This window comes from uncultured Erythrobacter sp. (assembly GCF_947502395.1).
In the GTDB taxonomy this organism is placed as follows: Bacteria; Pseudomonadota; Alphaproteobacteria; order Sphingomonadales; family Sphingomonadaceae; genus Erythrobacter.
This window is the reverse complement of the sequence record NZ_CANMZM010000001.1, coordinates 1,209,494-1,232,883: the sequence shown is the minus strand read 5'-3', so window position 1 is coordinate 1,232,883 and position 23,390 is coordinate 1,209,494. Positions and strand designations below refer to the sequence as shown.

The window sequence follows — 23,390 nt, the reverse complement described above, 5'->3', positions numbered from 1 at the left end:
ATTCATTTTCAGATATCAGGGAATTTACCCCTGCAGAACAGGGTATTTTGCTCGCAGAACAGGGAATTCAATTTCCCTGTTCGAGAAGGAGCTTTTCCTGGGCTTTCCAGCATAGAGGAAGCTGAGAGGAGATGATGCGTTGCAGGGTCAACGATGCAGGTTGTGTGCCTTTTGCGATCGTCATCTGGATCGTTGGTGAGAGAACAGCGAGCCGCATTCTTCGGGCTGTTACCTGGACACTCAAACTATCGGCCTTTGCGATATCGGTCATAGTGTCGCCAGCAACCAGACGGGCTTTCCATCCGATAGCCTTGAGAAGGGCTTGCTGAAGCACGGGATCGGGATAGGTGACAGTCGCATCGTAGACGAGCTTGAGTTCGTGCTTGCGTTTGATCAGCTCGACATCGAACTTTCGTTTCAGTCGAGTGTTGGAATGAAGATTGGTCTCGATCGCATCTTCTAACTGACTGCGCGAGAGCTGAATTCTGATATCACTGGGACCCAGGGCAATGGTCTCGACCAGATCAAGGATCTTGGCGCGTGAACGCTCAAGCAACTCCGCCTGGGCGGTTTCAAAAGCCTTGATCTGCGAAGGACTGTTTAGTTCATCGACATCGCTAGGCCGTAACCCCTTGATGATCTGCCTTGTTGACCAGGTCACGCAGCCTTCGATGTCCGTGGCACGGATCCGCCAGTCGTGCGGGCTCACTTCGCCAGAGAGATAGTAGGTGTAGACCTTTCCGCGCGGATTGGCGGTATGGCGCGTCATTGCGATGCCGTCAGCATCGTAGAGCCGTCCTGATAGCGTGCCCGACACGTAGCGACCGCCTTTGGTGCAGTTTGCAGCGGCCAGCTTTGCCTGCACCTTATCCCAAGTCGCCTGATCGATGATCGCCTGATGCTGCCCCGGATAGCTCGTATCCTTGTGCGGAATACGGCCGATGTAATGGGCGTTACTGAGGATGCGGTAGATCAATCCGCGTGTAAATGGACGGCCACCCAGCATGCGACCCGTCTTGGCCTGATAGCGCTTCGTGAGAAGCCCTTCGCGCGCGGCTTGCTCAACCACTTTGGGAACCTGCCCAAGCTCCAGATAGAGGTCGAACAATCGACGTATCGTGTTGGCTTCCTCGTCGTTTACTTTGAGGCTTCGCCCATCTGCATCATAGCCGGTTGGTACCCTGCCGCCCATCCAGAGACCTTTGGCTTTGGAGGCTGCAATCTTGTCCCGGATGCGCTCTGCTGTGACCTCCCGCTCGAACTGCGCGAACGAAAGCAGCATATTGAGCGTGAGCCGTCCCATGCTGGTGGCGGTGTTAAAGCTCTGCGTTACCGAAACGAACGTCGCATCAACCGAATCCAAGTCTTCAGCCAGCTTGGCAAAGTCAGCCAGTGAGCGAGTGAGTCGATCGATCTTGTAAACGACGATGCGATCCACCTGACGGGCACGGATCGCCTCCATCAACCGCTGGAGAGCAGGGCGCTCCATATTGCCACCGGAGAACCCGCCATCGTCATATCGTTTTGGATCGAGCTGCCAGCCCTCATGCGCCTGGCTTTTGATGTAGGCTTCACATGCCTCGCGCTGGGCATCCAGGCTGTTGAAGTCCTGATCGAGGCCTTCTTCGGTGGATTTGCGGGTGTAGATGGCGCATCGAATGCGTGCCATCAGCTCTGCACGCCGAAGAAACGTGGGCCCGACCAACGCGTGCCGGTGATGAGCAAGGCTATCTTGGAGAGGCTGCGATAGGTCTCGCCCTCCCACTCGTAGCCATCCTCGCTTACTCGAACCGTATGGCGCCTACCCTTCCAATCGCGGGAAAGCACGCTTCCTGAATTGACCAGCGGAGCCTGTTTTTCTGATCCGGTATCGAGGCTGCGTCTCAGGGTCCGTAAGATGCTGCCGTCGGTTGGCAATTTGGGATGCCGCTTACGCTGGATCGCACCGGCAAGTAGGTGACGCATCAGTTCGGGACTTAGCCTTGGTGGTAGCGCTTCGAGGCTGGCTTTGGCGCATCCAATGCGAAGCTGATGGTAGTTCAGGTTTTCCAGACCATCGAGCTCGCTCAGCGCGGTATTGCTCATGCGTCATCGCCAGCCTTGAGGACGTAACGATTGCCTTTGGCAGTATTCGTAAGCTCGATTGCGTGGCCGTCTTTGCGCAGCCGCGATATGGCAGCGCGGACAGTGTGCGGCTGCCATTCAAGCGCTTTCGATGCATCGGCAAGGCTCACGCCCTCTTTCCGCTTCATCAATTGGATCAGTTTGGCCTTCTTGCTCATGGCTTGTCTCCGTTTCTGTGGGACATTGGCGTCCCACTGAGACAAGCCCAGGGCAAGATCAAAAGATGGCACCAAACCTTGAAGAACCGTGTGCTGCTGGAGAACTACTTCCTACCCGGTGATCTTGAGGCTCAGATCGAAGCCTTTGTCGAGCATTGCAACAGCCAGCGCTACCACGAGAGCCTCGACAACGTCACACCTGCCGATGCCTACTTCGGCAGGGCCACAGCCATCATCCAGCGAAGAGAAAGGATCAAACGACAAACACTCAAACATCGCCGCTTGCGTCACCGAAAGCTTGCGGCCTAAACAGAAACCAACAGACGAGGACAATCCTCCAAACGATCAACACTCAGTCTGTGCCAAATGTCCTGACGACGGACAATGCATCAAAGTAAGTTGTGGAAAAATACAGTAATTAGGCGGTCTGATATTCGTTCTGCGACCACTTTTTTACTCATTCACCCAGTGTAATTCATGCGAAGGGTGCAATATATGAACAGTTTTGGATGACCTTGATTGTCGGAAGAGAACTCGCTTAGATCGCCATAAATCGAGCAAGAGTGGCTACATGAAAATTGTATTACAAAGCTGTATTGGAGCGACTATCATTCTGGCAGCAACAAGTGCAGCGTCAGCCCAGCAGAGTACCGAAACCTATACCTACGATGCCTTAGGTAGGCTGGTTAAAGTGCAGACCACGGGCGGCGCTAATGGCGGCGTGGCGCAAGATTACACATACGACGATGCCGGCAACCGGACCAACGTGAGAGTGGCCGGCGCCTCTTCTTCATCGGGAGATGGCTCCGGCGATCAAAGTGGTGACAATGGTTCGAGCTCAAACACAGCAACCGGCAGGCGGCCATACTTCAATGGCCTCTTCACGATCTTTGTTTCTCAATGATCACGGAAAAAGGGTGGGGCTATGATTAGAAATCTACTTGGGGCCACTCTGCTCATGGCTATGGCTGCAATACCTGCAAATGCCGCAACGCGAGCTTGTGTCGGTTATGTTGATTTTGTGTACGTCCGTGACGATGGCTCGGCCTATGTGGATACGACATGGTCGCAGTCATCCCATCAGGTTTGTAACGTCAAAGCTGACTGGAAAGGCATCACTCCCGATCTGTGTTTGAGTTGGATGGCTCAGCTTGGTGTGGCGATCGCCTATGGCAAGAACACCCGCATTGACTACCGTGACATACCTTCATGCGGCACTCTTCCCTCATACAACAGCGCTCCAGCACCCTTATTCATAATGGTGCGCCATGAGGACCGCCCATAGGCTCGAGGGAAAGGCAAACTGTCGATCGTTTACTTTAGGAGTGAATAGAAAGATGAGAAATTTGGCAATTGCAGGGGGACTTATTCTCGCTGCCGCAGTGCCCGCAAGCGCCCAGTCGCAATCGTGCCAAGGGTTTCTTACAGGTAGTTACATTTATGACGAGGGGTCGGCGGTTGTGAACACAGATTGGTCGCCGACCTGGTTTCAGATTTGCAATGTAAAGACCACTTGGAAGGGCATCACGCCAGACATTTGTTTGAGCTGGCTTGCGAAGGTCGATGCGGCCGTAACGCACGGTAAAAATGTCAGATTTTACTACCAAGGCAACAAGATTTCGGCATGCAACCAGATCCCGAGTTATGTGGACGCCCCAGCGCCAAACTATGTGATGTTGTTGCCTCAGGACTGGCCGTAGACTTCTTGATCGAAAGGTTGACCATGAGAAATATTATGATTGGAGTGGCAGCGCTCACCGCTTTCGCCGTCCCGGCTAATGCTCAGCAGCAATATTGCTTCGGCTATGTTGATGGAAGTTACATCAGCAAGAGCGGGGATGCTTACATCAAGACCAACTGGACCTCTGGCTCCTGGTATCAGGTTTGCAATGTCAAAGCGGTCTGGAAGGATGTCACTCCTGATCTCTGCGTGAGTTGGTTAGCAAAGATCGACGTCGCGATCGCTTATGGAAAGCGTCTCGGCATTTATTACAGCAATGCGCCGGCTTGTAGCTCCATTCCGACATACAATGATTCTCCCTCGCCCGACTATGTGATGCTTCTCAAAGATACGCAGCCGTGAGTGGAAGCCCTTCAGTGATAAGATCTGCATTTGCCTTGGCTGCGGCAGCGACTGTTTTTCTGCCGCCGAGCATTCAGGCAAGTTCAAGTAGAAAGGTCTACGACTACAATGCTCTGGGCCGACTGAGGCAGGTCTGTAATCACGCAGACAGCAATGCATTCGCCGAAGAGCGCGATTATGCCTATGACAAAGCAGGAAACCGATCAGCAACCGGTTCGCGCGACAATGTCCGTAGTATCTCCGCTGGGCAGCAATGGACGTCTGACAATGGGCAGTTCCGATTGGTGATGCAGGGTGACGGCAACCTTGTCCTCTATCAAGGCGGAGCTGCACTCTGGGCAAGCAACACGGTCGGCAGCGGTGCCAACAGAGCCATTATGCAGGCCGATGGCAATCTTGTCCTTCGAACCTCTTCGAACACGCCAGTTTGGGCAACAGGCACTCACCGCAATCACTGCGCAAGACTACAGATCCAAAACGATGGAAATGTAGTCATCTACTCGAAAAATAGCGCGGTGCTCTGGGCGACTAATACCAGTGGTTTGTGATGACAGTTGACCAAAAGCTCTGCCCGTCTTGGTTTAGGCAAACTTCTTTCATGAGTTCGAACATTCCCTGTCGCGAATTCGCGAACCATAAATCTGATCTGAGGACTATATGTTGAAGACATTTACCAAGCCAATTGTTCTCACAGCTGTGGCTGGACTTGGGCTTGCCAACGCATCCGCTCTCTTAGCGCAGACTATCCCAGGCGATGGTGGGGGTGGCGGGAACTCATCGGCGCCTCCGCCCGTTGGTGTGAATCCGCCGCCTAGTATCGAAACAACGAGCCCCGGTGGCGTGGACCTTTCCACGGGCGCTTTTTCCTTGCAGGAGACCGATCTTTCGATCGGCAAAGGGAGTTTTGCTGAAGGCGGGCTTTCGCTCGTTCGCAGCTATAACAGCTCAAGCGGTGGTGAATTCGGATGGCTGTCAGGATACCGCGCCAGAGGCTGGTCGCACAATTGGGCAATGTCTGTTCGTCAATCAACAGTCCCACGAGATTACTATAATATCGGCACCGACCCGGCTTGCCCGAATGGGGACCCGACCTGCATCGAGCTAACAAACGAGTTTTACACTGTGGTGTCGTTTGGGAACGGCTCGGCGAAATTCACCAATGGACTCTCCGGAGCGTCAAGTGCACAGAATATACTTGGAGTGTATGAGGCGCTGGAGCCTCAGAACCTCAATCAAGAGCTTGAGTTTGTGGCGGCACCAGGAAGCTCAAATCAGCATACTGACGGCCACTTCGAGCTGACTGACTCGGATGGCACACTATACATTTTCGGCGCTGCCAACGCCTCGCCTGGGCCCGTCGTCACAGCAATTGTTGCACCAAATGGTCGGCGAGCAGATTTCACATATCAAAACAGCGCGGTCAAAAGTGTCTTTACCAGCGATGGCTACGCTTTGCTCTTCGAGTATTCATCCATATTGGGTGCACAGCGTGTCACCAAAGCATGCGTTGTGAACCGCGCTCACCATAACGTCAGTACAAATAGCAACTGCCCTGCTGCTGCTCAGTCAGTGACTTACTCCTATGGAAATGTGGCGGTTAACTACCCTGCTATTCAGCAACTCCCAGCGCGAACTATTCAAGCTCCTCAGCTTTTCTCGGCATCAAACGCTTTGAGCCAAACAACAAGTTATGAATATGACGACGGTCAGCACGTCGATTGCGTCAAGCAGCCTGGCCAGTCCACATGCCAAGTCCGGCTAACGTACAATAGCTGTCGTTATCGGAACGAGTTGGTAAATACGTCACCACTTCCCTCGACGCTGCCAGATATTCGGCTAAGTGAAGCTGTGCTAAGCCAGGTCTACGCGACGGGTGAGTCATTGACCTACGCGGGATGGGGGACAAGTCCGGAATGTCCGGACGATCCCGCCGATGATTTTGGCTTCCAAGGTTCGTTTTCCGATGCGCAGGGCAACACTACCGCGCTCACAATGAGCTATAACAAACCGGCAAGCATCGCCGATCCTCTAGGTCGTACGACTACCCAGACGTATTGGAAGCCTGGAAATATGGCGAACGTCCCAGGGGTCACTGGTGATGGGCTCCTTAGCGAAACGGTGCTGCCAGAGGGTAACCGCACGGAGCTTGAATACGATGCTCGTGGGAATCTCAAGCTCTCCCGAGCGATTGGCAAGCCAGGGAGCGGCGCACCCACGCTGACCACCACCGCGTCTTTCCCCTCAAGCTGCTCAAGTTCGACACGAAAGACTTGCAACCAGGCGACATCGGTGACCGATGCCAATGGCAACACTACCAACTTCGAGTTCAGCAATACCCACGGAGGTATGACGCGGTCACGAGCGCCAGCCGTTGGCGGAATACGGCCGGAAACCCGTTATACTTACGGTCAGTTCTATGCGTGGGCTAAGAGCTCGGGCAGCAGCTTCAGCCGTGTGAATACGCCTGTGTGGCTGGTAACTTCACAATACAGCTGCCGGACAAGTGCCATGCAGAGCAACGGCAATTGCGCCGCTGGCTCTGCGGACAAGGTCACCACGACTTACGAATATGAACAAGGCAGCTCTTCAAAGGGCAGCAACCTCCTCCTTTTGGGGACGGCAGTAACGGCAGGCGGGCAAACTCTAAGGACGTGCATGACCTACGATGACCAGGGGCGACCGATCTCCGAAACGCAGCCCAACGCCAATCTTGCAAGCTGCCAATAAGGGGGGGGCGACCGATGAAGACACTTCTTTCCGCCGCCGTCCTCGCAACCGCGGGCCTTGCGACACTCACTCCTACCATCGCGAACGCACAGAGCTCAGCCTCTCCTTATACCTCAGCAACGCGATATGACGCGCTTGGACGGGTTGTCGGCACAATTGCGCCTGATCCTGATGGCAGTGGTGGTATCTTAAAGCACCTCGCCACCCGCACGACCTATGATGTGCGCGGCAATGTCACCATGGTCGAGACGGGCGACCTGTCGGGCTGGAGAAGCGAGGCCATTCAGCCGAAAGACTGGACCGGCTTCACAGTCCACACCATCGCTGAGACGACCTATGATCTCTCCAACCGCAAGACCACGGACAAAGTCAGCGGAAAGAGCGGAAACACAGTCACTACCATAAGCCTCACGCAATACAGCTATGACAGCGTGGGCCGTCTCGAATGCACCGCCGTGCGCATGAACCCGGCGCGGTTTAACAATCTTCCTGCCAGCGCCTGCACCAAGGACAGTGTTGTCGGCGAGCACGGCGAAGATCGCATTACCCGCACCTACTATGATGCCGCTGGCCAAGTCCTCCAAGTTCGCCGCGCAGTTGGCACAAGCGTGCAGATCTCTGAGGTCACTTACACCTACACACAAAACGGCCAAATCGAGAACCTGGTCGATGCCAATGGCAACCGCGCCCACTACGATTATGACGGTCACGATCGCATGTCCCGCTGGAACTTTCCCAACAAGAATGGCGGAAACAGCTTCAACCCCAATACGACCAGCATTGGCGGCAGCACCTCACCCACTGGGACCGATTACGAGGCTTACACTTACGACAACAACGGCAACCGCCTGACCTCGCGGAAACGCGATGGCTCGGTACTGACTTACCAATACGATGCGCTCAACCGGATGACCCGGAAAATCGTGCCGGAGCGTTCGGGTTTGTCAGGCACTCATACACGCGATGTTCACTACACCTACGATCTTCGAGGTCTGCCGCTCAGCACATACTTTAATTCTGGATCAAACCCAACGCAGAACAATACGTATGACGGTTTTGGCCGGCTGATCCAGACTGCGGATAATGTCGCAGGCACTTCGCGGGTGCTTTCCTATCAGTATGACAAGAACGGCAATCGCACACGGGTCACCTATCCCGATAGTGCGTACTTCACCTATGAGTATGACGGGTTAAACCGGCCGACAATTCTGAGAAACCAGTGGAGCACACCTCTGGTCCATTCCCACTATAATGACCGAGGACTGACCAACAGCATTAGCCGCTTCTCGTCCGCACCTAACCAATCGATGAGCTATGACCCAGCTGGCCGATTGGCTTCCAGTGGATGGAGTACAGGTGAAAATCCCGTTACCTGGTCCTACACCCGCAATCCCGCCTCGCAAATCCGGACTGAGGTTCAGTCTAACGATGCATATAGCTGGGATGGTCATAAAAATGTGAATCGAGCCTACGCGCCCAATGGTCTCAACCAATATGCGAGCGTTGGCGGCAAGAACTTCACTTATGATGCCAATGGCAATCTGACTTCGGACGGCGACACAGCCTACCAATACGATATCGAAAACCGCCTGGTGAAAGCGATTGGTGGTGGACACACCACTGACCTCTATTACGATCCGCTCGGCCGTCTGTATCGCATCCAAGACAGCCAGACGGGCCAAACCAACTTTCTTTATGATGGCAATGCCATGGTTGCGGAGTACAACGCCAGCGGGGCGATCACTCAGCGGCATGTGCACGGGGCCAACCCTCAGGCGGACGATCCACTCGTCTCCTTTAGTGGTACGAACCTATCTTCGGGCAATGCGAAGCTGCTCTATTCCGACCCACGCGGCAGCATCGTCCATATCGCCACCAGCTCAGCGCAAATTGCTCTCAACACTTATGATGAGTTTGGCATCCCCAGTGCGAGCAATGAGGGACGTTTTCAATATACGGGGCAGATGTGGATCCCTGAGCTGGGGATGTATTACTACAAAGCCCGCATCTACTCCCCAACGCTAGGCCGCTTCCTCCAGACCGACCCGATTGGATATGAGGACCAGTATAACCTTTACGCTTATGTCGGGAATGATCCGATTAATATGGTTGATCCGACGGGCATGGTTGGTGGCCCATCGTGCGCTGCATCGCGACTATGCGAAGGCGGTGGCTCCTTGTTTGGCGCTACATTCTCAAGCGAGCCTGTTTTAAATCCTGGGAACAAAACGGAATCAACAAACCTTGGCCGCGGGGGGAGGTCACGACGCCGTTCTGGGCGAAGCTTGGATCAAGCATTTCGAGATGCCGAGTACCAGCAAATAAGTATAAACTTGAAGATATTGTTGCCTGGAAGTGCTCAGGCTCGGTCAACTGGACCAGTTTCGCAACAGGCAGTTGACACTCTCCGGGCACAGCAGACAAGAGCGTTGAACAATCTGGAGGCTTCTGCATTGAGTCCCGCAAGCCAAAGTGGCTTTACGCGGGCTGGGCGCAGTTTGCAGAAGCATCAAGGAAGAGGTGAATTTGGAAATCTTGCGACTTCAGGCGGCAATCCATCTGCATTTAATCAGCAGGGTGCGCAGCTCATTAGAACAATAATAACTAGTCCGAATGTGAAGGTCAGTCTCACACAGAATTCGGGTCTTATTCGCGTTACCGCACCTGGGGTTGGTTCCGCGAACTTTACTCGCAGCGGGCGGTTTCAATTTTTCTCGGAGATCAGTCCATGAGTTTCACAATTAAGCCAGTGTTTGTTTTGGACCTAGACGCGTGGGCAGCAGAGCTTGAGTTTACATCAGGTCATGAATTTCTGGTCGGTCTTGATCAGGGGCAGCCAGCAATAGTTTGGTTTGATGGTGAGGGAGTGTGTCAGAAACTGCGATTGGACCTTCTGTCCGAAGGTATCAGTGCTGCAGGAAAACTAGTCTTAGAGGAAAATGCACGCGACAATGAACAAGAATAACCTGGCTACTTTATCTCTAGAACTCCATTTCTAGCTAACATAGACCTCATTCTTGGATGCCTTGGAAATGATCAAGTCTCGGGAACACCTACTTGTTCACTCGGTACCAATGTTCTGGCTATGAAGTGAGACTGGTCCACACATAAGTCCGCCCACCTGCAGAGGTGGAAAGTCTCCTCAGGTGTGCAATGTCAGAATGGAATGGAAGGGTGTTTCCCTTGATGTGTGCCCAGCGTGGGAGGCCAAGATTGATACTGCCATCAACCTCTCTAGGCGGATCGAGGTAAAGTACGATGGTGTGCCCGCTTGTGATCAAGTCCCAACCTTAAAGCTCCCCACTTATCTAAGACTGCGGCCCTAGCTCGGGGCGGGTTTAATTGCTCCTCACTTGATCGAATGAGATGCGCTGGGGGCAACTGCATCTCTGTCGAAGAGACGAAAACACGCACTCGTTCACATTAGCAGACGCCACATCGTAGGCGCATAGTGCCGGCCCAAATGAACTCGCATTTAAGACAGTCTCTATGTTGATAAGTGCGCGAGGGGGTCTGTGCGATATCCCAACAGTACCGTAGGTTTAGCCTCATAATACTTAAGGAGAAATTCCGATGCGCAAAGTCGTTCTGGCAAGTCTACTTGCGGGAATCCTCACTACCCAAGCCAACGCCGCCACGCATTGGTGCACGGGCGGGGTGGAAGCCTTCTATGTCAATCACACCGGGGCCGCCATCTTCAAGCCGACATGGTCCCCGGTCTATTTGCAGATCTGTAACGTAGAAGTGGAATGGAAGGGCATCACAACCTCCACCTGTATGGCATGGGTGGCGAAGGTCGATGCGGCCATTGGCCTTACGAAGCAAATCCGCATCAGATATGCCAGCGTAAACGGGTGTGACCAGATCGCGGCAAATGGCTCCGCACCAGCGCCATACTATCTCATGCTCTTGCCATGAGATCTCCGCTAAAGAGATGAGTTACCTGTGAGGTTCACTATGAAACGCGTTTTACTTGGTTCGCTACTCGCACTGTTAATAGCATCTCCAGCAGCGGCATTTCCCCGGTGGTGTGATGGAACAGCCACGAATTTCCACATCAGAACAAATGGCGATGCGATCTACCAGCCCTCTTGGAGAGGCGGAGAATATGTTCAGGTGTGCAATGTCAGTGTGGAATGGAAGGGCGTGCCGCCCGACGTGTGCCTAACCTGGATAGCCAAGATTGATGCGGCCATTGTGTTCGGCAAGAGGATCCGGTTGAAATACAATGATGCGCCACCCTGCGAACAGATGCCGATCAACACAAACGCACCTGGACCCGATTATGTCATGCTGATGCCGTGAGGTCAGAGCTGAATCCTCGCGGCTAGTCTTGAAGACGGGTGAAGCGGAACCCTAAGCGCAGGGATCATCAGGAGCCCCATTTTCCTACTGGCAATGCGCTTGCTATTGACGAGGCATGACCGTGCACCTTCATTCCGCTCCGCAATTGCTTTTTCAGATTAAAACGCGTCCAACTGATCGGAAGGGTTTTTGCACTTAGACAGTGTCTCAAGTGTTCCAAATCGTCGTCGCGATGAGTGCACAATGGATGGCGTCGGGGTACGAGCGGGCTCCCTCACCGTCGAACGGCGATCTTCCCATCGCGCTGTTGCCCGCCTGCATGCGTGTTCACGATAATGTCGGCAAATTTCTCATTGCCGCTTGCAAAGAAGCCTCGGGCAAAGACTTCGTGCAGGCCATCGCCGCTCGCATCGTCGTCCCACAGCACAATGAAGGTTCCACTCCCAAACATGGCTATTTCAGGGCGCAACTGCTGACCGGTGCCCACCGAATTGACTGTGCGCTGCGAGAACCGCTGGCTGCCGTCAGCATTGAAGCCGCGCATTACGACTTGAGACCAGCCATTCTTGTCAGCATCATCTTCCCAAACGACCACAAAGCTCTGATCATCCGCAACTGCAACATCGGGTCTGCGTCTTTCATCGCCGGCAGAGTGGGCGGTGCGCTGGGAAAACCGCTCCGTTCCACTCGCATAGAAGCCACGAATCTCCACTTCGTAGTGCCCATTGCCATCGGCGTCATCCTCCCACGCGACAACAAAGCGGCCATTGTGTGCCATACCGATTTGGGGCTTCAGTTGTTGACCAGCCCCGACGGAGTTGGCCGAGCGCTGGCTAAACTTTTGAGTGGCGTTAGCGTAAAAACCGCGCATGCCGATTTGATAGTATCCATTCTTATCGGCATCATCTTCCCAGACCACCACGAAGTCCCCATTGCCTGCCATTGCAATTTGGGGTCTGACACGACCGTCTCCGGTGCTGTGCACTGTGCGCTGCGAGAAACGCTGGGAGCCATCTGCATTGAACCCACGCATCTCAATTTCGTAATGGCCATTGCCATCGGCATCGTCTTCCCAAACGACTACGAAATTGCCATCGTCAGCCATAGCAATCTGCGGTTTCAATTGCTGGCCGGCTCCGACTGAGTTTACTGTGCGCTGAGAAAAACGCTCACTGCCATCAGCGCTAAAGCCGCGCATCATGATTTGAAAATAGCCATTGCTATCGGTGTCATCTTCCCAGACGACCACAAAATTGCCGTCTGAGTCTGCTGCGATGCTTGAGAATTGTTGCTGCCCATTTGCATCCGCGTTGACAGTCGTAGGCGCGAACGCCTGGGTGCCGTTGGAGAAAAGTCCACGCGAATGGACTTGGTAAGCGCCATTTTCATCGCGATCATCGCTCCACGAAGTGATTGCATAGATAGGTTCCGTTGATCCTCCCGAACCGCCGGTGCCATCACCAGCTCCTCCATTTTGTCCAGTTGCTTCGACCTTGGTTCGGTTGCCAGCGGCGTCGTACTGGTACTCGCGTCTCTCGCCATCGTTTTCGCCCCCCGTCTCGTCCACCTTTACCAATCGACCTAAAGCGTCATAAGTGAAGGTATCGATTGTCGACTGAGCGAAGACGCTGATCCCTGAAACAACTGCCGCGGTGACGATGAGCGATTTGAATAATGCCTTGATCATAAATTTCCAATCTTGCGAGCTCTTTCAATTTCGCCTGAGGGAGGCTCCAGAATAAGGGTCATAATCCGATGGCGGCAGTTCGGGTCGTGCAGGTTCAGCCGCGATAGTGTTTGGCGCTTCATATACCACTTGAGGCGAAGCATCCTGTCCCCGCCACATCAGCGCAGATGCAATTGCAGGCGCGCCAAGGAGGATGAAACACCCTAGCACCGCCCGCATCCCCATCCGCACTGGCAGCCGCCCACTCAATGCCGCAAACCCTACCAGTGCGACGGCGATCACGCACAAGGTTGTCACCAATGGTCCATCTAACAGGGCCATCATCCAATTCGCGGCGCCTTCCAAGGGAGAAGTGCCACTCGGTTCAAACAAGCTCCTTTGCACCGCCAGCAGATTGAAGAGAGCGCCTTGCATGCTCATTGGGCCGCCAACACCTGGGAAACGCGCCGCTTCCCATCACGTCGTTCCAACTGGACGAAGACATCGACGCTCCGTCGAACATAGTGCCGGACGTCTTCTCGGGAAAGCTTGGAGCCCGCTTGCAGAACCAGCAGTGCGAGCTGCTCAATGGCTCTGGCCGGTGTGTCGGCGTGGATAGTGGTCATTGAGCCGGGATGCCCTGTGTTGACCGCACGAAGGAAGGTGAAGGCCTCTTGCCCACGCAGTTCGCCCAGAATGATGCGATCAGGCCGCATGCGTAGCGCGGCAATCAGCAAGTCCTCCGCAGTTATCTGCGCTTCGCTCAATTCTCCTCGTGCTGCGATCAAACCAACCGCGTTTTCATGTGCGAGATGCAGCTCAGCGGTGTCTTCGATCAGAACGAGACGTTCGTCACGCGGGATCTCGGCGAGGAGCGAATTGAGGAAGGTGGTCTTCCCTGTCGACGTGCCGCCAGCCACAAGGATGTTACGCCGCGTACGTACCGCTTCGCGCAATGCTGCGGAGGCTTCAGGACCAGCGAGCGAATGGAACCGACGTTCTGCTTCAAGCTCGCCATCATCGCGCACAGCCTCGTCAAAAGCACCTGCCTCTTCCCAATCGGCTAGTGCGAGATTGGCCGAGACATGTTTGCGAATGGCGAAAGAGTACCCCTCACGAGTGGCAGGTGGGGAAGCAATTTGGACACGTGACCCGTCAGGCAAAGTGGCGGCCAAAAGGGGCTGCGCTCGGCTAATGCCTTGTGAGGAGTGTGCGGCAATCTGGCGGGCAAGGCGTTCGAGGAGCTTGAGGTCGAGCGCGTCATTATGAATGCGCTCTATCCCGCCACCAAGGCTCTCCACCCATACTTCACCGGGACGGTTTATCCAGATGTCGGTCACATCGGGGCGGTCAAGCACCGGCGCTAAAGGCGCAAGAAAGCTATCGAGATAATACCCAACGTTGGCAACGTTCATCGGTCCACACTCGAAAAGTCGAGATCACGCGCAACGAAGACAGAGACGCTCGTTCCATGGCGCACCTTGAGAGTGGGCTGGATCGCCTGAGGGTCTGTGATCTGCACATTCTGAGTGCTCCCGGGCAGTGCCACAAGCACGCCATTGCTCGCCTCATTGACTGCCAGGCCAACGCCAATATCGAGCACAGATTGGAGGATTGCTCCGCCGAAGCGCTGGAAGAACTTGGTATCGACTTTGCCACGAACCCCAGCTCGTCCCAGCGGATCTGAAGACGGGGAATTCAATGCAATGGTGACTCCGTCGGGTCGAATTAGCCTTGTCCACTGAACAAGTGCCCGGTTCTGCCCGCGCTGGAGGTTGGCTTCATACTCGCCATAGAGGCGACTACCGCGCGGGATCAGAACGCGGGTCCCGTTGAAACTAGCAACATCACGCTGGACCAAGGCTCGCACTCCTCCGGCACGGGTGGAGTCGAGGGCGGTCTCGAGGACGGCTGGTATCACTGTTCCTTGGGGGATAGTGAAAGATGGGTTTTGCAGACGATCAGCGGTTATGCGCTCAACCGCGTCGTCATCTGCATTCCTCGCATTTGCTGCACTGGGCAAAGTGGTAGGAGCCTGAAACACCACCTGGGGCTCGATCGCCGCTGGCGGTTCTGAAGTGGGTTGTGGTTCGAATGTTGGCAATGGCTGAGCTGGCTGGATGGGAAAGGTGACCGGCGGCACCACCTGAGGCACAAAAGCGGGCTGTCTTTGAATAAGCGGTGCGGGCGGGGAACTTTGTGGTTCCAGCCGTATCGGCGCATCATATCCATCAGGCGTCCGCAAAGGCGGAGGAGAGGCGATACGCGCTTGCGATGCTTCGCCCGGCGCAAAGACGCTAGGCACTTCTGTCTGTTGCTCAGAAGCACTGAGAGCATTGTAGAGCATAAAGCCACCGAAAATAAGTACGGCGCCAAACGCCCACATGCCCCAATCACTTTGCGAACCAGTCGGCACGACCGGCCTTATGTCTTGCGGGTCAGCGCTTGCTGCTTCAGAAGTGCTCATTCTTCACCATCCTCGCGTCGATTGCGTTTGGCAGTCGCCTTGTCGCGGTTGATCCTGAAAACGAGCTCTTTGTGCACACGGTCGATCACAAAAACATCGCCTCTCATGTAACCGTCCACTACCTCTTCATCGCCCGTCGGACCGACGGCGAAGACAGCGGGCAATGCTTGATCGGGAGCATATGTAATCACCGTTTTACTGCCATTGTCGCGAATGGACTGGGGCCGAACTTCTTTGTCACCGCGCAGGCGATAGCCCCATGTGAGATTGTCGATTGCCCCTTCACCGATCCACTCCTCCAAAGGCATCGCCGGTTCATAGTGAAGCTTGACCAGATAGGCTCCCATCAACCCCCCATCGACCTCGAGCACAAACTCATAAGTCCTCGCATCGGTTTGGACGGTGAGGTTCGCAGCCAACGCACCCGCCCGCGGCGTGATTTGGATGCTGTTTCGCTCTGTCGGCACTGATATGTCCCAAGCCCGATTTCCGCTCAGTGTCGCCCGGGTGACCTGCTCTGATGGTTCAAGAATGACCGTCAGCGTGCTCTCCGGAAGCGCTGTGACGATCACTGGCTGCCCTTCTGACCAAGGCGCGCTCTGGATGCGCGGGTTGTCCGGGTTAGGCGTAGGAAACGTCTGTGCCGACGCAGCGCTGACAGAGAATGCCAGAAGCAATATCGCCAGCGAGCTCTTCATTGAGCCTGCTCCTCGTTCGGAACTGGCAATTGGGTTCCATTCACAATTCCCTCTTCCGCCAGCGTCTCAGCATCACGGCGATAAGCCGTGACCCTGAAGCCAAGAGGATTAATGTAACGGTCCGCTTCACTCATCTCGGCGGCGACGAACTCATAGTCGACGATTGCAACCCAAAATTGCGGCGATTGAGCTCTGCCGCCTAGGTCGGTCTGTGTCGTCATGAATCGCACCATCGCTCTATTGTCAGCAAGGTTTGAAACGCTCCTGATCTCGGTCCTCAGGTTAGCCCCGCGTGGTAAGAAGGCTATCGGAGAGTTCGGATTGTTTGCCTCCATACTTCGCTGATAATTCTCAGCTACGCCTCGCGCTGACCAGAGCGAGACTTTGCGATAATCATCTTGAAGACTGTTTTGCGCAAAGCTTTCTCGCGCGATGACATATTGCACGATGAATGAACGAGTGAGCGCCGCGTCGGGCGCAACCACGTGCGCATTGAGCGGAGCAAGCGCTTCGACATTGCCGGTCTGACGATCGACCAGCAGAGTGTAAGGTTCGACGGTCTTGAGCGGGATCAAGAAAACAAGAGCGAGAGCTTCAAGCAAGGCAATCAACGCAGCGACAATCGCGACGTACCACGCGCGGCGGTTTGAGCGCTCAAGGTCATCGGTTACGCTGGTTGCCCAGCTGTCAGCAACGGGCAGATCAGAGATGTCTAGATCGGGTTTGGCGTTCATGATTGCTGGTCCCTCAAACGGGCCGCCCTAGACACCCTATGGCTTGAGCGTCGGTGCGTACTGCCTAGACAAGGCGCAGTGGCCTGGTGCACTTCAACTGCTCGACTGTTTGTAGGCGTTGCATTCGAAGGGACGAGTTGTCTTTGGCCAGCGATCATGCGCTCACGGCGTATCGAGCTTTCGATGGAATGGCTGATGCGTTCTGCTCGAAGAACAGGAGCCGCCTGCGTGCTTTGCTGCGTGCGAAAATCGGATGTTTGACTTTCAGAAATCGCATGGGTGGTAGGAATGTTAGGAAGGGTCAACCAACCGCGATAGAAGACCACTTTTGACAGTAGCCAAAGCATTGCGATCTGAACGAACAAGAAGGCGAGCATTATGGATATAAGCTCAGTAGGCGCAGCAGGTGTCGCATATCCCAGACCGCGAACATTGAGCGCATCTGCAAGCCATGGTTGAATGATTGCGAGCTTCACGGACAAAACGATTGAAATGCCGATTGAGCCCACGATTGTGAACACTAACCCTTTGAGCCACCCTCCAAAAAGACCGCGTGATTGAGAGAAGAAGAGCATCGCAGCTGCAAGAGGTGCAAGCGCGAGTAGCAGCCCTGCGCCGATCCTGAGCAGTCCCAAGGTGCCGATGACACTGGCCAGATACAGCACCCTTGCGCTGCCATACCCAGTGTCATCATCAATTGCTGTAGCCTGGAATGTGCTCCCGGAGCTTTGGTTGTCGATCAGCTCTCCAGCATTGCGCCCCGACCCCATTGCCGTGAGCGAGATTATTGCATTATCAGCCTTCTGAAGTCTCTCGGTAAAACTCTGAGCGCTCCCATTACCGCTAGATATTTGAACAACAGACGCAATCTCACCAGGGCTTTTGAGGGTTACATCGTAGATCACTGTCCGAAAGGCAGGCCACGAGAAGGCGAGCGTCAAAACGACTCCAATCTTGAGAACATCAAACACGACATCGCGAGCAGCTGGATGAGGACCGAACAAAAGCCTGATCCCAAAAAGCGCTACGAAAACCGTAAGCAGGCTTGCAACAAGGAGCGACGCAGTTGATCCAGATTGACCTAGGGCCTGATAGCCGTAGCTACCAATGAGTTGTGCCTGACAGTCGATATGCGTGAGAGTCCGCTCCAGAAACTCGTCGCCAGTTATGATGGGTGCGCACGCCATTAAGCAGCCTGCTCAATCAGGCGATGTAGCCAGTTTGCAGGATTAGAGCCGGTTTGCTGCACGAGTTCGTCGAACAGACGCACTGTACTTTCCCGGCCTGAGAGGATCGTAAGAAGATCGCTTTCTCCAGAGAGATCAAGCCTTGCTACGACACTTTCGCGCCCGTGCTTTATCAGGAAACACCGCGAAGTATCCGGGAGCGTACGGACAAGATCAAACTCATGGCGACTAAGGCCAAAGCCGTTGATGTAGTCTTCGGCGCGCGCTTTCGGATTGATCATAAATATCTGGGTGGCCGCTTGCTCAATTATTGCGCTTGCGATCTGGCTTTCGAGTGCATCCGAAGCGCTTTGCGTTGCAAAGCCGACAATGCCATTGCGCTTACGGATGGTCTTTTTCCAATCCTTGATCCGGCGCACGAAAACTTCATCATCGAGCGCCTTCCAGCCTTCATCGATTACAATGATGGCCGGGCTGCCATTTAAGCGCTCTTCCACGCGGTGGAAGAAGTAAAACATAGCGGGCGTGCGGCAGGCCGGGTCATCGAGGATCGCGGTCATGTCAAAACCGACTGTCTCTGCCTCAAGGTCAGTCAGATCGCGTGCATTATCAAAAAGCCATGCGCGTTCGCCGTCCCCCCACCATGGCCTTAGTCGGGAATACAAATCATCTGCTTCGGCGCGCGCTCCGCCTCGAAAGAGCTCGACCAAGTGCCTGAGCCGCCGCTTTTCTAAAGGCTGCGCAAAGCTCGTTTCCAACGCATCACGTATCGCATCGAGTTCATTTGTGTTCGCGCCACCGGCAAGAATAGAAATCCAGTCCAAGAGGAACTGCCGATTGGCAGGCGTATCCTGTATCTGGAGGGGGTTGAGGCCTGATGGTGATCCCGGGCGCAGACGATCGTATTGCCCACCAATTGCGCGAATGAAGAGTTCGGCTCCGCGATCCTTGTCAAAGAAAATGATGCGTGGACTGAAACGCCGGGCTTGCGCCAACAAGAAGTTGAGCACCACCGTTTTGCCCGAGCCGGAGGGGCCAATGATGGTAAAGTTGCCCAAGTCGGCCTGGTGGAAGTTGAAGAAATATGGTCCTGCCGCAGTCGTTTCGAAAAGAGAAACAGCTTCTCCCCAGTGGTTGCCACGAGAGCTACCAACCGGGAAGTTGTGAAGGCTGGCAAGACCTGCAAAATTCGTCGTAGAAACCAATCCCCGCCTACCAATGTAGCGAAAGTTTGCCGGGAACTGGGCCCAGAAGGTTGGCTCCAAAGCAATGTCTTCGCGAACCGCATTGATGCCCAAATCGGCGAGCAATGCGATCACCTCTGCAACATGGCTTTCAAGGTCTTCAAGCCCGTCAGCATGAACCGCAATCGTCGTATGATGCTCACCAAAGCCTGCACGACCTGCTGCAACCTCATCTTTTGCATCTGTCAGCTCATCACGAAGAGAGAGGGCCTCATCCTCAATGGATTGCATTCGACGCAGAGCCAAGTTCATTCTGCCAAGTGCTTGCCCCCGTTCGACCATTGCAAAGCTTTGGGAGACGTGGAGCTCAAACGGCAGGCGATAAAGTTCATCAAACATCCCCGGGAATGTGGCACTGGGATAGTCCTTGATCGAAACGATTGCCACAAAGCGTCGCGGCAAATCCCCTGACGGTGCAAGTTCAACAGCGTCTTGCCCAAAGCTCACACGGCGCGCGGGAATGAAATGGCCTAGATCGCCGTGCGGTAAAGCGACTGGGCGCATATCCGCGTTGAACAAGCATGAAAGAAACTCAAGCGGTTCGGAACGCCTGCCTTCTGGCGTATCATAGGCACTGAGCAACGCTGGATTGTATGCACCGAGAGACGCCATTAGTGCCTCACGGGCACGGTCTAGCGCATGCTTTTCTGACGCTATTAAATTGGCGTTGCGTTCGGACTTTCCCGCAAACCAGCTACGCAGCTGATCAACCACACCAATTTTGCCTTGAAGAGGGCGACGGATGATCGTGATGAAAAGATCATTCACAAAGAGCTGTTTGTCAGCAAGTTTGCCCTGCCATTGACTATCTAGCCGAGCAGAAAAGTCATCAGAAGTCACCGGCCCGAGAGACGCTTCCGCTCTTCGCCTGACAACATGATGGTAGACGGCAAAACGCGAACTCCCGAGCGTCCTAAGCATCGCATCTCGCAAACCTGCCCGATAGTTTAACTCATCAGTATCGGCGGTCTCGAAAAGCAGACCGCCGAGCCGGATCGTTTGCATAAGCAATCCGTCACGAGTTTGGATGGTCACGTCATCAATATGCCGAGCGTAAGGCAAGTGAACGCCTGCGGGCGTCTCTTTGGGAATCGTCTTTGGATTTCTCGTCAGGGCCGGTAGGAATTGCATTTCCAAAGGCCATAGTTTTTGACGCGAGGACAATTGCGTACGCGGGCAAGCCAAAGATCAAAGATGCGAGGCTCACTCAAGCACGCAATCATCCCGACGCCATGAATTCCAAGAGCAATAAGCAAAACCCACCAAGCCTGAAAAACTAGGAACAGCTCAACCGCAATGATCGCGTTGATGATAAAGAAAGTGTAGGTAACACCGGCAAACATCTGTGGGCGGGTCAATGCTACAAAGAGTGTTTGGCGTTGCAGTTGATCTTCCATGAGTGGCACTTCGCAAAGAACTGTAGATCAGGAGCTGGAATATGTGTCGTTCGACGCTTGAGGCACGGCTAGTTTAGCATGACATAAAGCGGGCTCGGTGCAGAATTAGTCGCTGGGATTGCATTGCATGACGGAGCATCTGCGTACCTGATTGTAAGGTCTTTACTGAACCCGACTGCTGCATCAAGTTTAGCGATCCAGCTTAAGCATACATCTGGCGAAACGCCTTTCCAATCCTGCTTCACATTGCAGATTTGAACCGAATTTGGACTCCACGATGGCTTGAACATAACATCACCATTTACATGGATGAATGAATGTGAAGCAGCACCAGTACACCACTGGGGTGCCGCGCTAACTGACGACGAGAACATTGCTGCAAAAAGCAAGCCTGCGAGCATTTTCTTCATTTGCGACCCTTTCCGAAGTCAACACTCAATCAAGCGGTTGAATTCTGCTCGACCCTGAAACAAGAATCAGTTTCGAACCTCAGCTGCTTTACATCCGCCATGCAATTGGGGAAGGCAACTTGGATTTTTTGTTTTTCCACTGGAGTGCGAAAATGGTGTGGAAGAAAAAGTCGGCAAGAGCTCGTTCTTTGCTTGATTAGGTATCAGCGAAAACTCCACCCGAAGGCACTGCGTTCTTTTGCGGGGGTGTTGTTAGACTAACTATACCGGTTGCGGATTGGGGGCGAAGCTATGGCGGTTAGATGCCTAGACATCGTAAGTCGGATAGCCCATTCAAACGCTTCAACTCATCTCCCGAGGCCATACGGCTTGTGAGGATGATGTATGTCCGTTTTCCCCTGAGTTTGCGAAACGTTGAGGACCTTCTATTCGAACGAGGCATCGAAATTTGCCACGAAACGGTGCGGTTTTGGTGGAACAGGTTCGGTCCGATGTTTGCAGCGGACCTCAAGCGCCAGCGCATCCGCAGGATCCGCGGTTTCCGTAACTGGCGTTGGCATTTTGATGAGCTGTTCGTGAAGGTCAACGGAGAGACGCACTATCTGTGGCGTGCGGTCGATCACGGGGGTGAGATGCTCGAGAGCTACGTCACCAAGAAATGGGACAAATCTGCGGCTTTGAGGTTCTTCAAAAAAGGCCTTGAAGCATCATGGTAGTCCGTTTGAGATCGTCACCGATGGGCTCAAACCTTACCCATCGGCGATGCGCGAACTCGGCATCGAAGATCGTCGCAAGATGGGGTGGTGGTTCAACAATCGAGCCGAGAACTCGCACTTGCCGTTGCGGCAAAGAGAGCGGGTGATGCAGCGATTTCGGAGGATGAGGTCCTTGCAGAGATTCGCCTCTGATCACGCCAATGTCCACAACCATTTCAACTCCGAACGCCACTTCACCGACAGACAGACTTACAAGTTCAACCGCTCTGCTGGCCTTGCCGAGTGCCAAGGCCTCATGGCCTGATCTCGGGCTAGGGTAGGGCGCTCCACGTCTGACAGAGACAAGTTCGCGCCGGACTGCCTCCACCGCCACCGCCTTGTTTTCTCTGATTGCAACCTGGATCAAAACGTCGGACTTGTCAGACTAACTGTACCGGTTTGACGACAGAGGCGTGGAGGGTAGGTTGGTTGGATGCCCAGACGTCGCAAACCGGAGAGCCCATTCAAGCGGTTCAATTCATCGCCCGGGTCATTCGGTTTGTCGCGATGATGTATGTGCGATTTCCGTTGTGCTTGCGGAAGGTAGAGGACTTGCTGTTCGAACGCGGAATCGACATTTGTCATGAGACGGTGCGTTCCTAGTGGAACCGTTTTGGCCCGCTGTTTGCAGTGGATATCAAACGGCAAAGCGTCAGCCGGATGACGGGTTTCCGTCAATGGCGAGACGCGCTATCGTTGGCGAGCGGTCGATCATGAAGGGGAAGTGCTCGAGAGCTATGTCACTAAGAAACGAGATAAAAGGGCTGCTCTCACGTTTTTGAAAAAGGCGCTGAAGCGGCATGGCAAGGCCGAAACATACATGACTGACGGTCTGAAATCCTGCCCATCAGCTATGCGGAAACTTGGCATCGAATATCGGCGCGAGACGGGAAGGTGGCTCAACAATCGAGTGGAGAACTCCAACTTCCCTCTGCGGTGACGGGAACGCGTCGTGCAGCGATTTCGGAGAATAAAGAGCTTACAGAAGTTCGCCTCCGTCCACGCCGACGTTCACAATTACTTCAACACCAACCGTCACCTCACTGACAGGCAAACTTACAGAACCAACCGAACGACGGCCTTGGCCGAGTGGCAAAGCCTCATGATCTGAAAAGTAGTTAGGGTAGGGTGCCCTATGTCTAACGGATACGAGTTCGAGTTAGACTGACAGCATCCTTTCTAGGCTCAATCACGCTGTGGCTGTCGAGTATTGAACTCGCATAAATCGGCTAGACATGCCGTTCATCATTTCAAATTGCAGTTCCTCATTTCAAGTTTCCACCCGATAGTTTTTCTCGATTAACACTCTGCCTATCAAATCAAATGTCCCGAATTGGGATGAGAGGGGCGGGAAATGCAAGTATTGACAAGGGATATTGTTCAGCAAAATCTGTCCGGGTTTCTCGATAGCCTTGTTTTTTTGCCGAATCGCCGT

25 protein-coding genes and 1 pseudogene are annotated in these 23,390 nt (G+C 54.1%); 14 read left to right on the top strand and 12 right to left on the bottom strand.

What is annotated here, in order from left to right; translation table 11 throughout:
• Positions 1-67: 67 nt before the first annotated feature.
• The 3 genes from Q0778_RS05675 to Q0778_RS05665 are packed head-to-tail and all read right to left on the bottom strand — an operon-like array spanning position 68 to position 2,282.
• The gene (locus tag Q0778_RS05675; RefSeq protein WP_298334659.1) at positions 68-1,669 is read right to left on the bottom strand and encodes a recombinase family protein; all 1,602 of its coding nucleotides are present in this window, start codon (positions 1,667-1,669) and stop codon (positions 68-70) included.
• Positions 1,669-2,085 carry a DUF2924 domain-containing protein gene (locus Q0778_RS05670; RefSeq protein WP_298309170.1) on the bottom strand — a complete coding sequence of 139 codons (417 nt, stop codon included), beginning with the start codon at positions 2,083-2,085 and terminating at the stop codon, positions 1,669-1,671. Before Q0778_RS05670 ends, Q0778_RS05675 begins: the two co-directional genes overlap by 1 nt.
• Positions 2,082-2,282: a DUF3489 domain-containing protein gene (locus Q0778_RS05665; RefSeq protein WP_298309174.1), complete on the bottom strand. Its 201-nt coding sequence runs from the start codon at positions 2,280-2,282 to the stop codon at positions 2,082-2,084. The genes Q0778_RS05670 and Q0778_RS05665 overlap by 4 nt, the downstream gene beginning before the upstream one ends.
• A gap of 48 nt (positions 2,283-2,330) precedes the next feature.
• On the opposite strand from Q0778_RS05665, the pseudogene Q0778_RS05660 reads away from it, so the two are divergent.
• The 11 genes and pseudogenes from Q0778_RS05660 to Q0778_RS05610 all read left to right on the top strand — a co-directional run.
• Positions 2,331-2,591 (top strand): annotated as a pseudogene (locus Q0778_RS05660) (integrase core domain-containing protein); the annotation flags it as partial.
• 262 nt (positions 2,592-2,853) lie between these two features.
• A complete protein-coding gene (locus tag Q0778_RS05655) occupies positions 2,854-3,186 on the top strand; it encodes a hypothetical protein (protein ID WP_298309177.1) in 333 nt (110 codons plus the stop codon).
• Positions 3,187-3,207: 21 nt separating this feature from the next.
• Entirely contained in the window at positions 3,208-3,567 is a 360-nt protein-coding gene (locus tag Q0778_RS05650; protein ID WP_298334655.1) for a hypothetical protein, read from the top strand.
• Between the two features lie 52 nt (positions 3,568-3,619).
• Positions 3,620-3,982, top strand: a complete 363-nt coding sequence (locus Q0778_RS05645; RefSeq protein WP_298334653.1) for a hypothetical protein — start codon at positions 3,620-3,622, stop codon at positions 3,980-3,982.
• 23 nt (positions 3,983-4,005) lie between these two features.
• On the top strand, positions 4,006-4,365 hold the full coding sequence (locus tag Q0778_RS05640; RefSeq protein WP_298334649.1) for a hypothetical protein: 360 nt from the start codon (positions 4,006-4,008) through the stop codon (positions 4,363-4,365).
• 14 nt (positions 4,366-4,379) lie between these two features.
• Positions 4,380-4,913, top strand: coding sequence for a hypothetical protein (locus Q0778_RS05635; RefSeq protein WP_298309191.1), 534 nt, complete (start codon positions 4,380-4,382; stop codon positions 4,911-4,913).
• Positions 4,914-5,022: 109 nt separating this feature from the next.
• Positions 5,023-7,092 carry a DUF6531 domain-containing protein gene (locus tag Q0778_RS05630; protein ID WP_298334647.1) on the top strand — a complete coding sequence of 690 codons (2,070 nt, stop codon included), beginning with the start codon at positions 5,023-5,025 and terminating at the stop codon, positions 7,090-7,092.
• 14 nt (positions 7,093-7,106) lie between these two features.
• The gene (locus Q0778_RS05625) at positions 7,107-9,824 is read left to right on the top strand and encodes an RHS repeat-associated core domain-containing protein (protein WP_298334645.1); all 2,718 of its coding nucleotides are present in this window, start codon (positions 7,107-7,109) and stop codon (positions 9,822-9,824) included.
• Positions 9,821-10,057, top strand: a complete 237-nt coding sequence (locus tag Q0778_RS05620) for a hypothetical protein (RefSeq protein WP_298334642.1) — start codon at positions 9,821-9,823, stop codon at positions 10,055-10,057. The genes Q0778_RS05625 and Q0778_RS05620 overlap by 4 nt, the downstream gene beginning before the upstream one ends.
• Positions 10,058-10,665: 608 nt before the next feature.
• Positions 10,666-11,010: a hypothetical protein gene (locus tag Q0778_RS05615; protein ID WP_298334640.1), complete on the top strand. Its 345-nt coding sequence runs from the start codon at positions 10,666-10,668 to the stop codon at positions 11,008-11,010.
• Between the two features lie 39 nt (positions 11,011-11,049).
• Complete coding sequence (locus tag Q0778_RS05610) at positions 11,050-11,397, top strand: hypothetical protein (protein ID WP_298334638.1); 348 nt, start codon at positions 11,050-11,052, stop codon at positions 11,395-11,397.
• 274 nt (positions 11,398-11,671) lie between these two features.
• Here the strand turns inward: Q0778_RS05610 and Q0778_RS05605 are convergent, their stop codons facing one another.
• The 9 genes from Q0778_RS05605 to Q0778_RS05565 are packed head-to-tail and all read right to left on the bottom strand — an operon-like array spanning position 11,672 to position 20,790.
• Entirely contained in the window at positions 11,672-13,084 is a 1,413-nt protein-coding gene (locus Q0778_RS05605) for an RHS repeat domain-containing protein (protein ID WP_298334636.1), read from the bottom strand.
• A 24-nt stretch (positions 13,085-13,108) separates the two neighbouring features.
• Positions 13,109-13,504 (bottom strand): TrbC/VirB2 family protein, encoded by a 396-nt coding sequence (locus Q0778_RS05600; protein WP_298303442.1) that lies wholly within the window; start codon positions 13,502-13,504, stop codon positions 13,109-13,111.
• Entirely contained in the window at positions 13,501-14,478 is a 978-nt protein-coding gene (virB11, locus tag Q0778_RS05595; RefSeq protein WP_298303444.1) for a P-type DNA transfer ATPase VirB11, read from the bottom strand. The genes Q0778_RS05600 and virB11 overlap by 4 nt, the downstream gene beginning before the upstream one ends.
• Positions 14,475-15,530: a TrbI/VirB10 family protein gene (locus Q0778_RS05590; RefSeq protein WP_298334634.1), complete on the bottom strand. Its 1,056-nt coding sequence runs from the start codon at positions 15,528-15,530 to the stop codon at positions 14,475-14,477. Before Q0778_RS05590 ends, virB11 begins: the two co-directional genes overlap by 4 nt.
• Positions 15,527-16,228, bottom strand: coding sequence for a TrbG/VirB9 family P-type conjugative transfer protein (locus tag Q0778_RS05585; RefSeq protein ID WP_298334633.1), 702 nt, complete (start codon positions 16,226-16,228; stop codon positions 15,527-15,529). Before Q0778_RS05585 ends, Q0778_RS05590 begins: the two co-directional genes overlap by 4 nt.
• Complete coding sequence (locus tag Q0778_RS05580) at positions 16,225-16,962, bottom strand: VirB8/TrbF family protein (protein ID WP_298334631.1); 738 nt, start codon at positions 16,960-16,962, stop codon at positions 16,225-16,227. Before Q0778_RS05580 ends, Q0778_RS05585 begins: the two co-directional genes overlap by 4 nt.
• Positions 16,959-18,149 (bottom strand): type IV secretion system protein, encoded by a 1,191-nt coding sequence (locus tag Q0778_RS05575; protein ID WP_298334629.1) that lies wholly within the window; start codon positions 18,147-18,149, stop codon positions 16,959-16,961. Before Q0778_RS05575 ends, Q0778_RS05580 begins: the two co-directional genes overlap by 4 nt.
• Complete coding sequence (locus Q0778_RS05570; protein WP_298334627.1) at positions 18,149-20,524, bottom strand: VirB4 family type IV secretion system protein; 2,376 nt, start codon at positions 20,522-20,524, stop codon at positions 18,149-18,151. The genes Q0778_RS05575 and Q0778_RS05570 overlap by 1 nt, the downstream gene beginning before the upstream one ends.
• Positions 20,503-20,790 carry a VirB3 family type IV secretion system protein gene (locus Q0778_RS05565; RefSeq protein ID WP_298334625.1) on the bottom strand — a complete coding sequence of 96 codons (288 nt, stop codon included), beginning with the start codon at positions 20,788-20,790 and terminating at the stop codon, positions 20,503-20,505. Before Q0778_RS05565 ends, Q0778_RS05570 begins: the two co-directional genes overlap by 22 nt.
• Before the next feature lie 712 nt (positions 20,791-21,502).
• On the opposite strand from Q0778_RS05565, the gene Q0778_RS05560 reads away from it, so the two are divergent.
• The 3 genes from Q0778_RS05560 (at position 21,503) to Q0778_RS05550 (ending at position 22,895) form a co-directional block, all read left to right on the top strand.
• The gene (locus Q0778_RS05560) at positions 21,503-21,916 is read left to right on the top strand and encodes a DDE-type integrase/transposase/recombinase (RefSeq protein ID WP_298334623.1); all 414 of its coding nucleotides are present in this window, start codon (positions 21,503-21,505) and stop codon (positions 21,914-21,916) included.
• Positions 21,900-22,220: a DDE-type integrase/transposase/recombinase gene (locus Q0778_RS05555; protein WP_298334621.1), complete on the top strand. Its 321-nt coding sequence runs from the start codon at positions 21,900-21,902 to the stop codon at positions 22,218-22,220. The genes Q0778_RS05560 and Q0778_RS05555 overlap by 17 nt, the downstream gene beginning before the upstream one ends.
• Before the next feature lie 459 nt (positions 22,221-22,679).
• Positions 22,680-22,895: a DDE-type integrase/transposase/recombinase gene (locus Q0778_RS05550; protein ID WP_298334619.1), complete on the top strand. Its 216-nt coding sequence runs from the start codon at positions 22,680-22,682 to the stop codon at positions 22,893-22,895.
• The last annotated feature ends 495 nt before the right edge of the window (positions 22,896-23,390 follow it).

Bases quoted from the DNA above. Each gene is read 5' to 3' on its own strand.
- Q0778_RS05675 (WP_298334659.1), bottom strand. From the start codon at position 1,669: ATGGCACGCATTCGATGCGCCATCTACACCCGCAAATCCACCGAAGAA.
- Q0778_RS05670 (WP_298309170.1), bottom strand. From the start codon at position 2,085: ATGAGCAATACCGCGCTGAGCGAGCTCGATGGTCTGGAAAACCTGAAC.
- Q0778_RS05665 (WP_298309174.1), bottom strand. From the start codon at position 2,282: ATGAGCAAGAAGGCCAAACTGATCCAATTGATGAAGCGGAAAGAGGGC.
- Q0778_RS05655 (WP_298309177.1), top strand. From the start codon at position 2,854: ATGAAAATTGTATTACAAAGCTGTATTGGAGCGACTATCATTCTGGCA.
- Q0778_RS05650 (WP_298334655.1), top strand. From the start codon at position 3,208: ATGATTAGAAATCTACTTGGGGCCACTCTGCTCATGGCTATGGCTGCA.
- Q0778_RS05645 (WP_298334653.1), top strand. From the start codon at position 3,620: ATGAGAAATTTGGCAATTGCAGGGGGACTTATTCTCGCTGCCGCAGTG.
- Q0778_RS05640 (WP_298334649.1), top strand. From the start codon at position 4,006: ATGAGAAATATTATGATTGGAGTGGCAGCGCTCACCGCTTTCGCCGTC.
- Q0778_RS05630 (WP_298334647.1), top strand. From the start codon at position 5,023: ATGTTGAAGACATTTACCAAGCCAATTGTTCTCACAGCTGTGGCTGGA.
- Q0778_RS05625 (WP_298334645.1), top strand. From the start codon at position 7,107: ATGAAGACACTTCTTTCCGCCGCCGTCCTCGCAACCGCGGGCCTTGCG.
- Q0778_RS05620 (WP_298334642.1), top strand. From the start codon at position 9,821: ATGAGTTTCACAATTAAGCCAGTGTTTGTTTTGGACCTAGACGCGTGG.
- Q0778_RS05615 (WP_298334640.1), top strand. From the start codon at position 10,666: ATGCGCAAAGTCGTTCTGGCAAGTCTACTTGCGGGAATCCTCACTACC.
- Q0778_RS05610 (WP_298334638.1), top strand. From the start codon at position 11,050: ATGAAACGCGTTTTACTTGGTTCGCTACTCGCACTGTTAATAGCATCT.
- Q0778_RS05605 (WP_298334636.1), bottom strand. From the start codon at position 13,084: ATGATCAAGGCATTATTCAAATCGCTCATCGTCACCGCGGCAGTTGTT.
- Q0778_RS05600 (WP_298303442.1), bottom strand. From the start codon at position 13,504: ATGAGCATGCAAGGCGCTCTCTTCAATCTGCTGGCGGTGCAAAGGAGC.
- virB11 (WP_298303444.1), bottom strand. From the start codon at position 14,478: ATGAACGTTGCCAACGTTGGGTATTATCTCGATAGCTTTCTTGCGCCT.
- Q0778_RS05590 (WP_298334634.1), bottom strand. From the start codon at position 15,530: ATGAGCACTTCTGAAGCAGCAAGCGCTGACCCGCAAGACATAAGGCCG.
- Q0778_RS05585 (WP_298334633.1), bottom strand. From the start codon at position 16,228: ATGAAGAGCTCGCTGGCGATATTGCTTCTGGCATTCTCTGTCAGCGCT.
- Q0778_RS05580 (WP_298334631.1), bottom strand. From the start codon at position 16,962: ATGAACGCCAAACCCGATCTAGACATCTCTGATCTGCCCGTTGCTGAC.
- Q0778_RS05575 (WP_298334629.1), bottom strand. From the start codon at position 18,149: ATGGCGTGCGCACCCATCATAACTGGCGACGAGTTTCTGGAGCGGACT.
- Q0778_RS05570 (WP_298334627.1), bottom strand. From the start codon at position 20,524: ATGCAATTCCTACCGGCCCTGACGAGAAATCCAAAGACGATTCCCAAA.
- Q0778_RS05565 (WP_298334625.1), bottom strand. From the start codon at position 20,790: ATGGAAGATCAACTGCAACGCCAAACACTCTTTGTAGCATTGACCCGC.
- Q0778_RS05560 (WP_298334623.1), top strand. From the start codon at position 21,503: ATGCCTAGACATCGTAAGTCGGATAGCCCATTCAAACGCTTCAACTCA.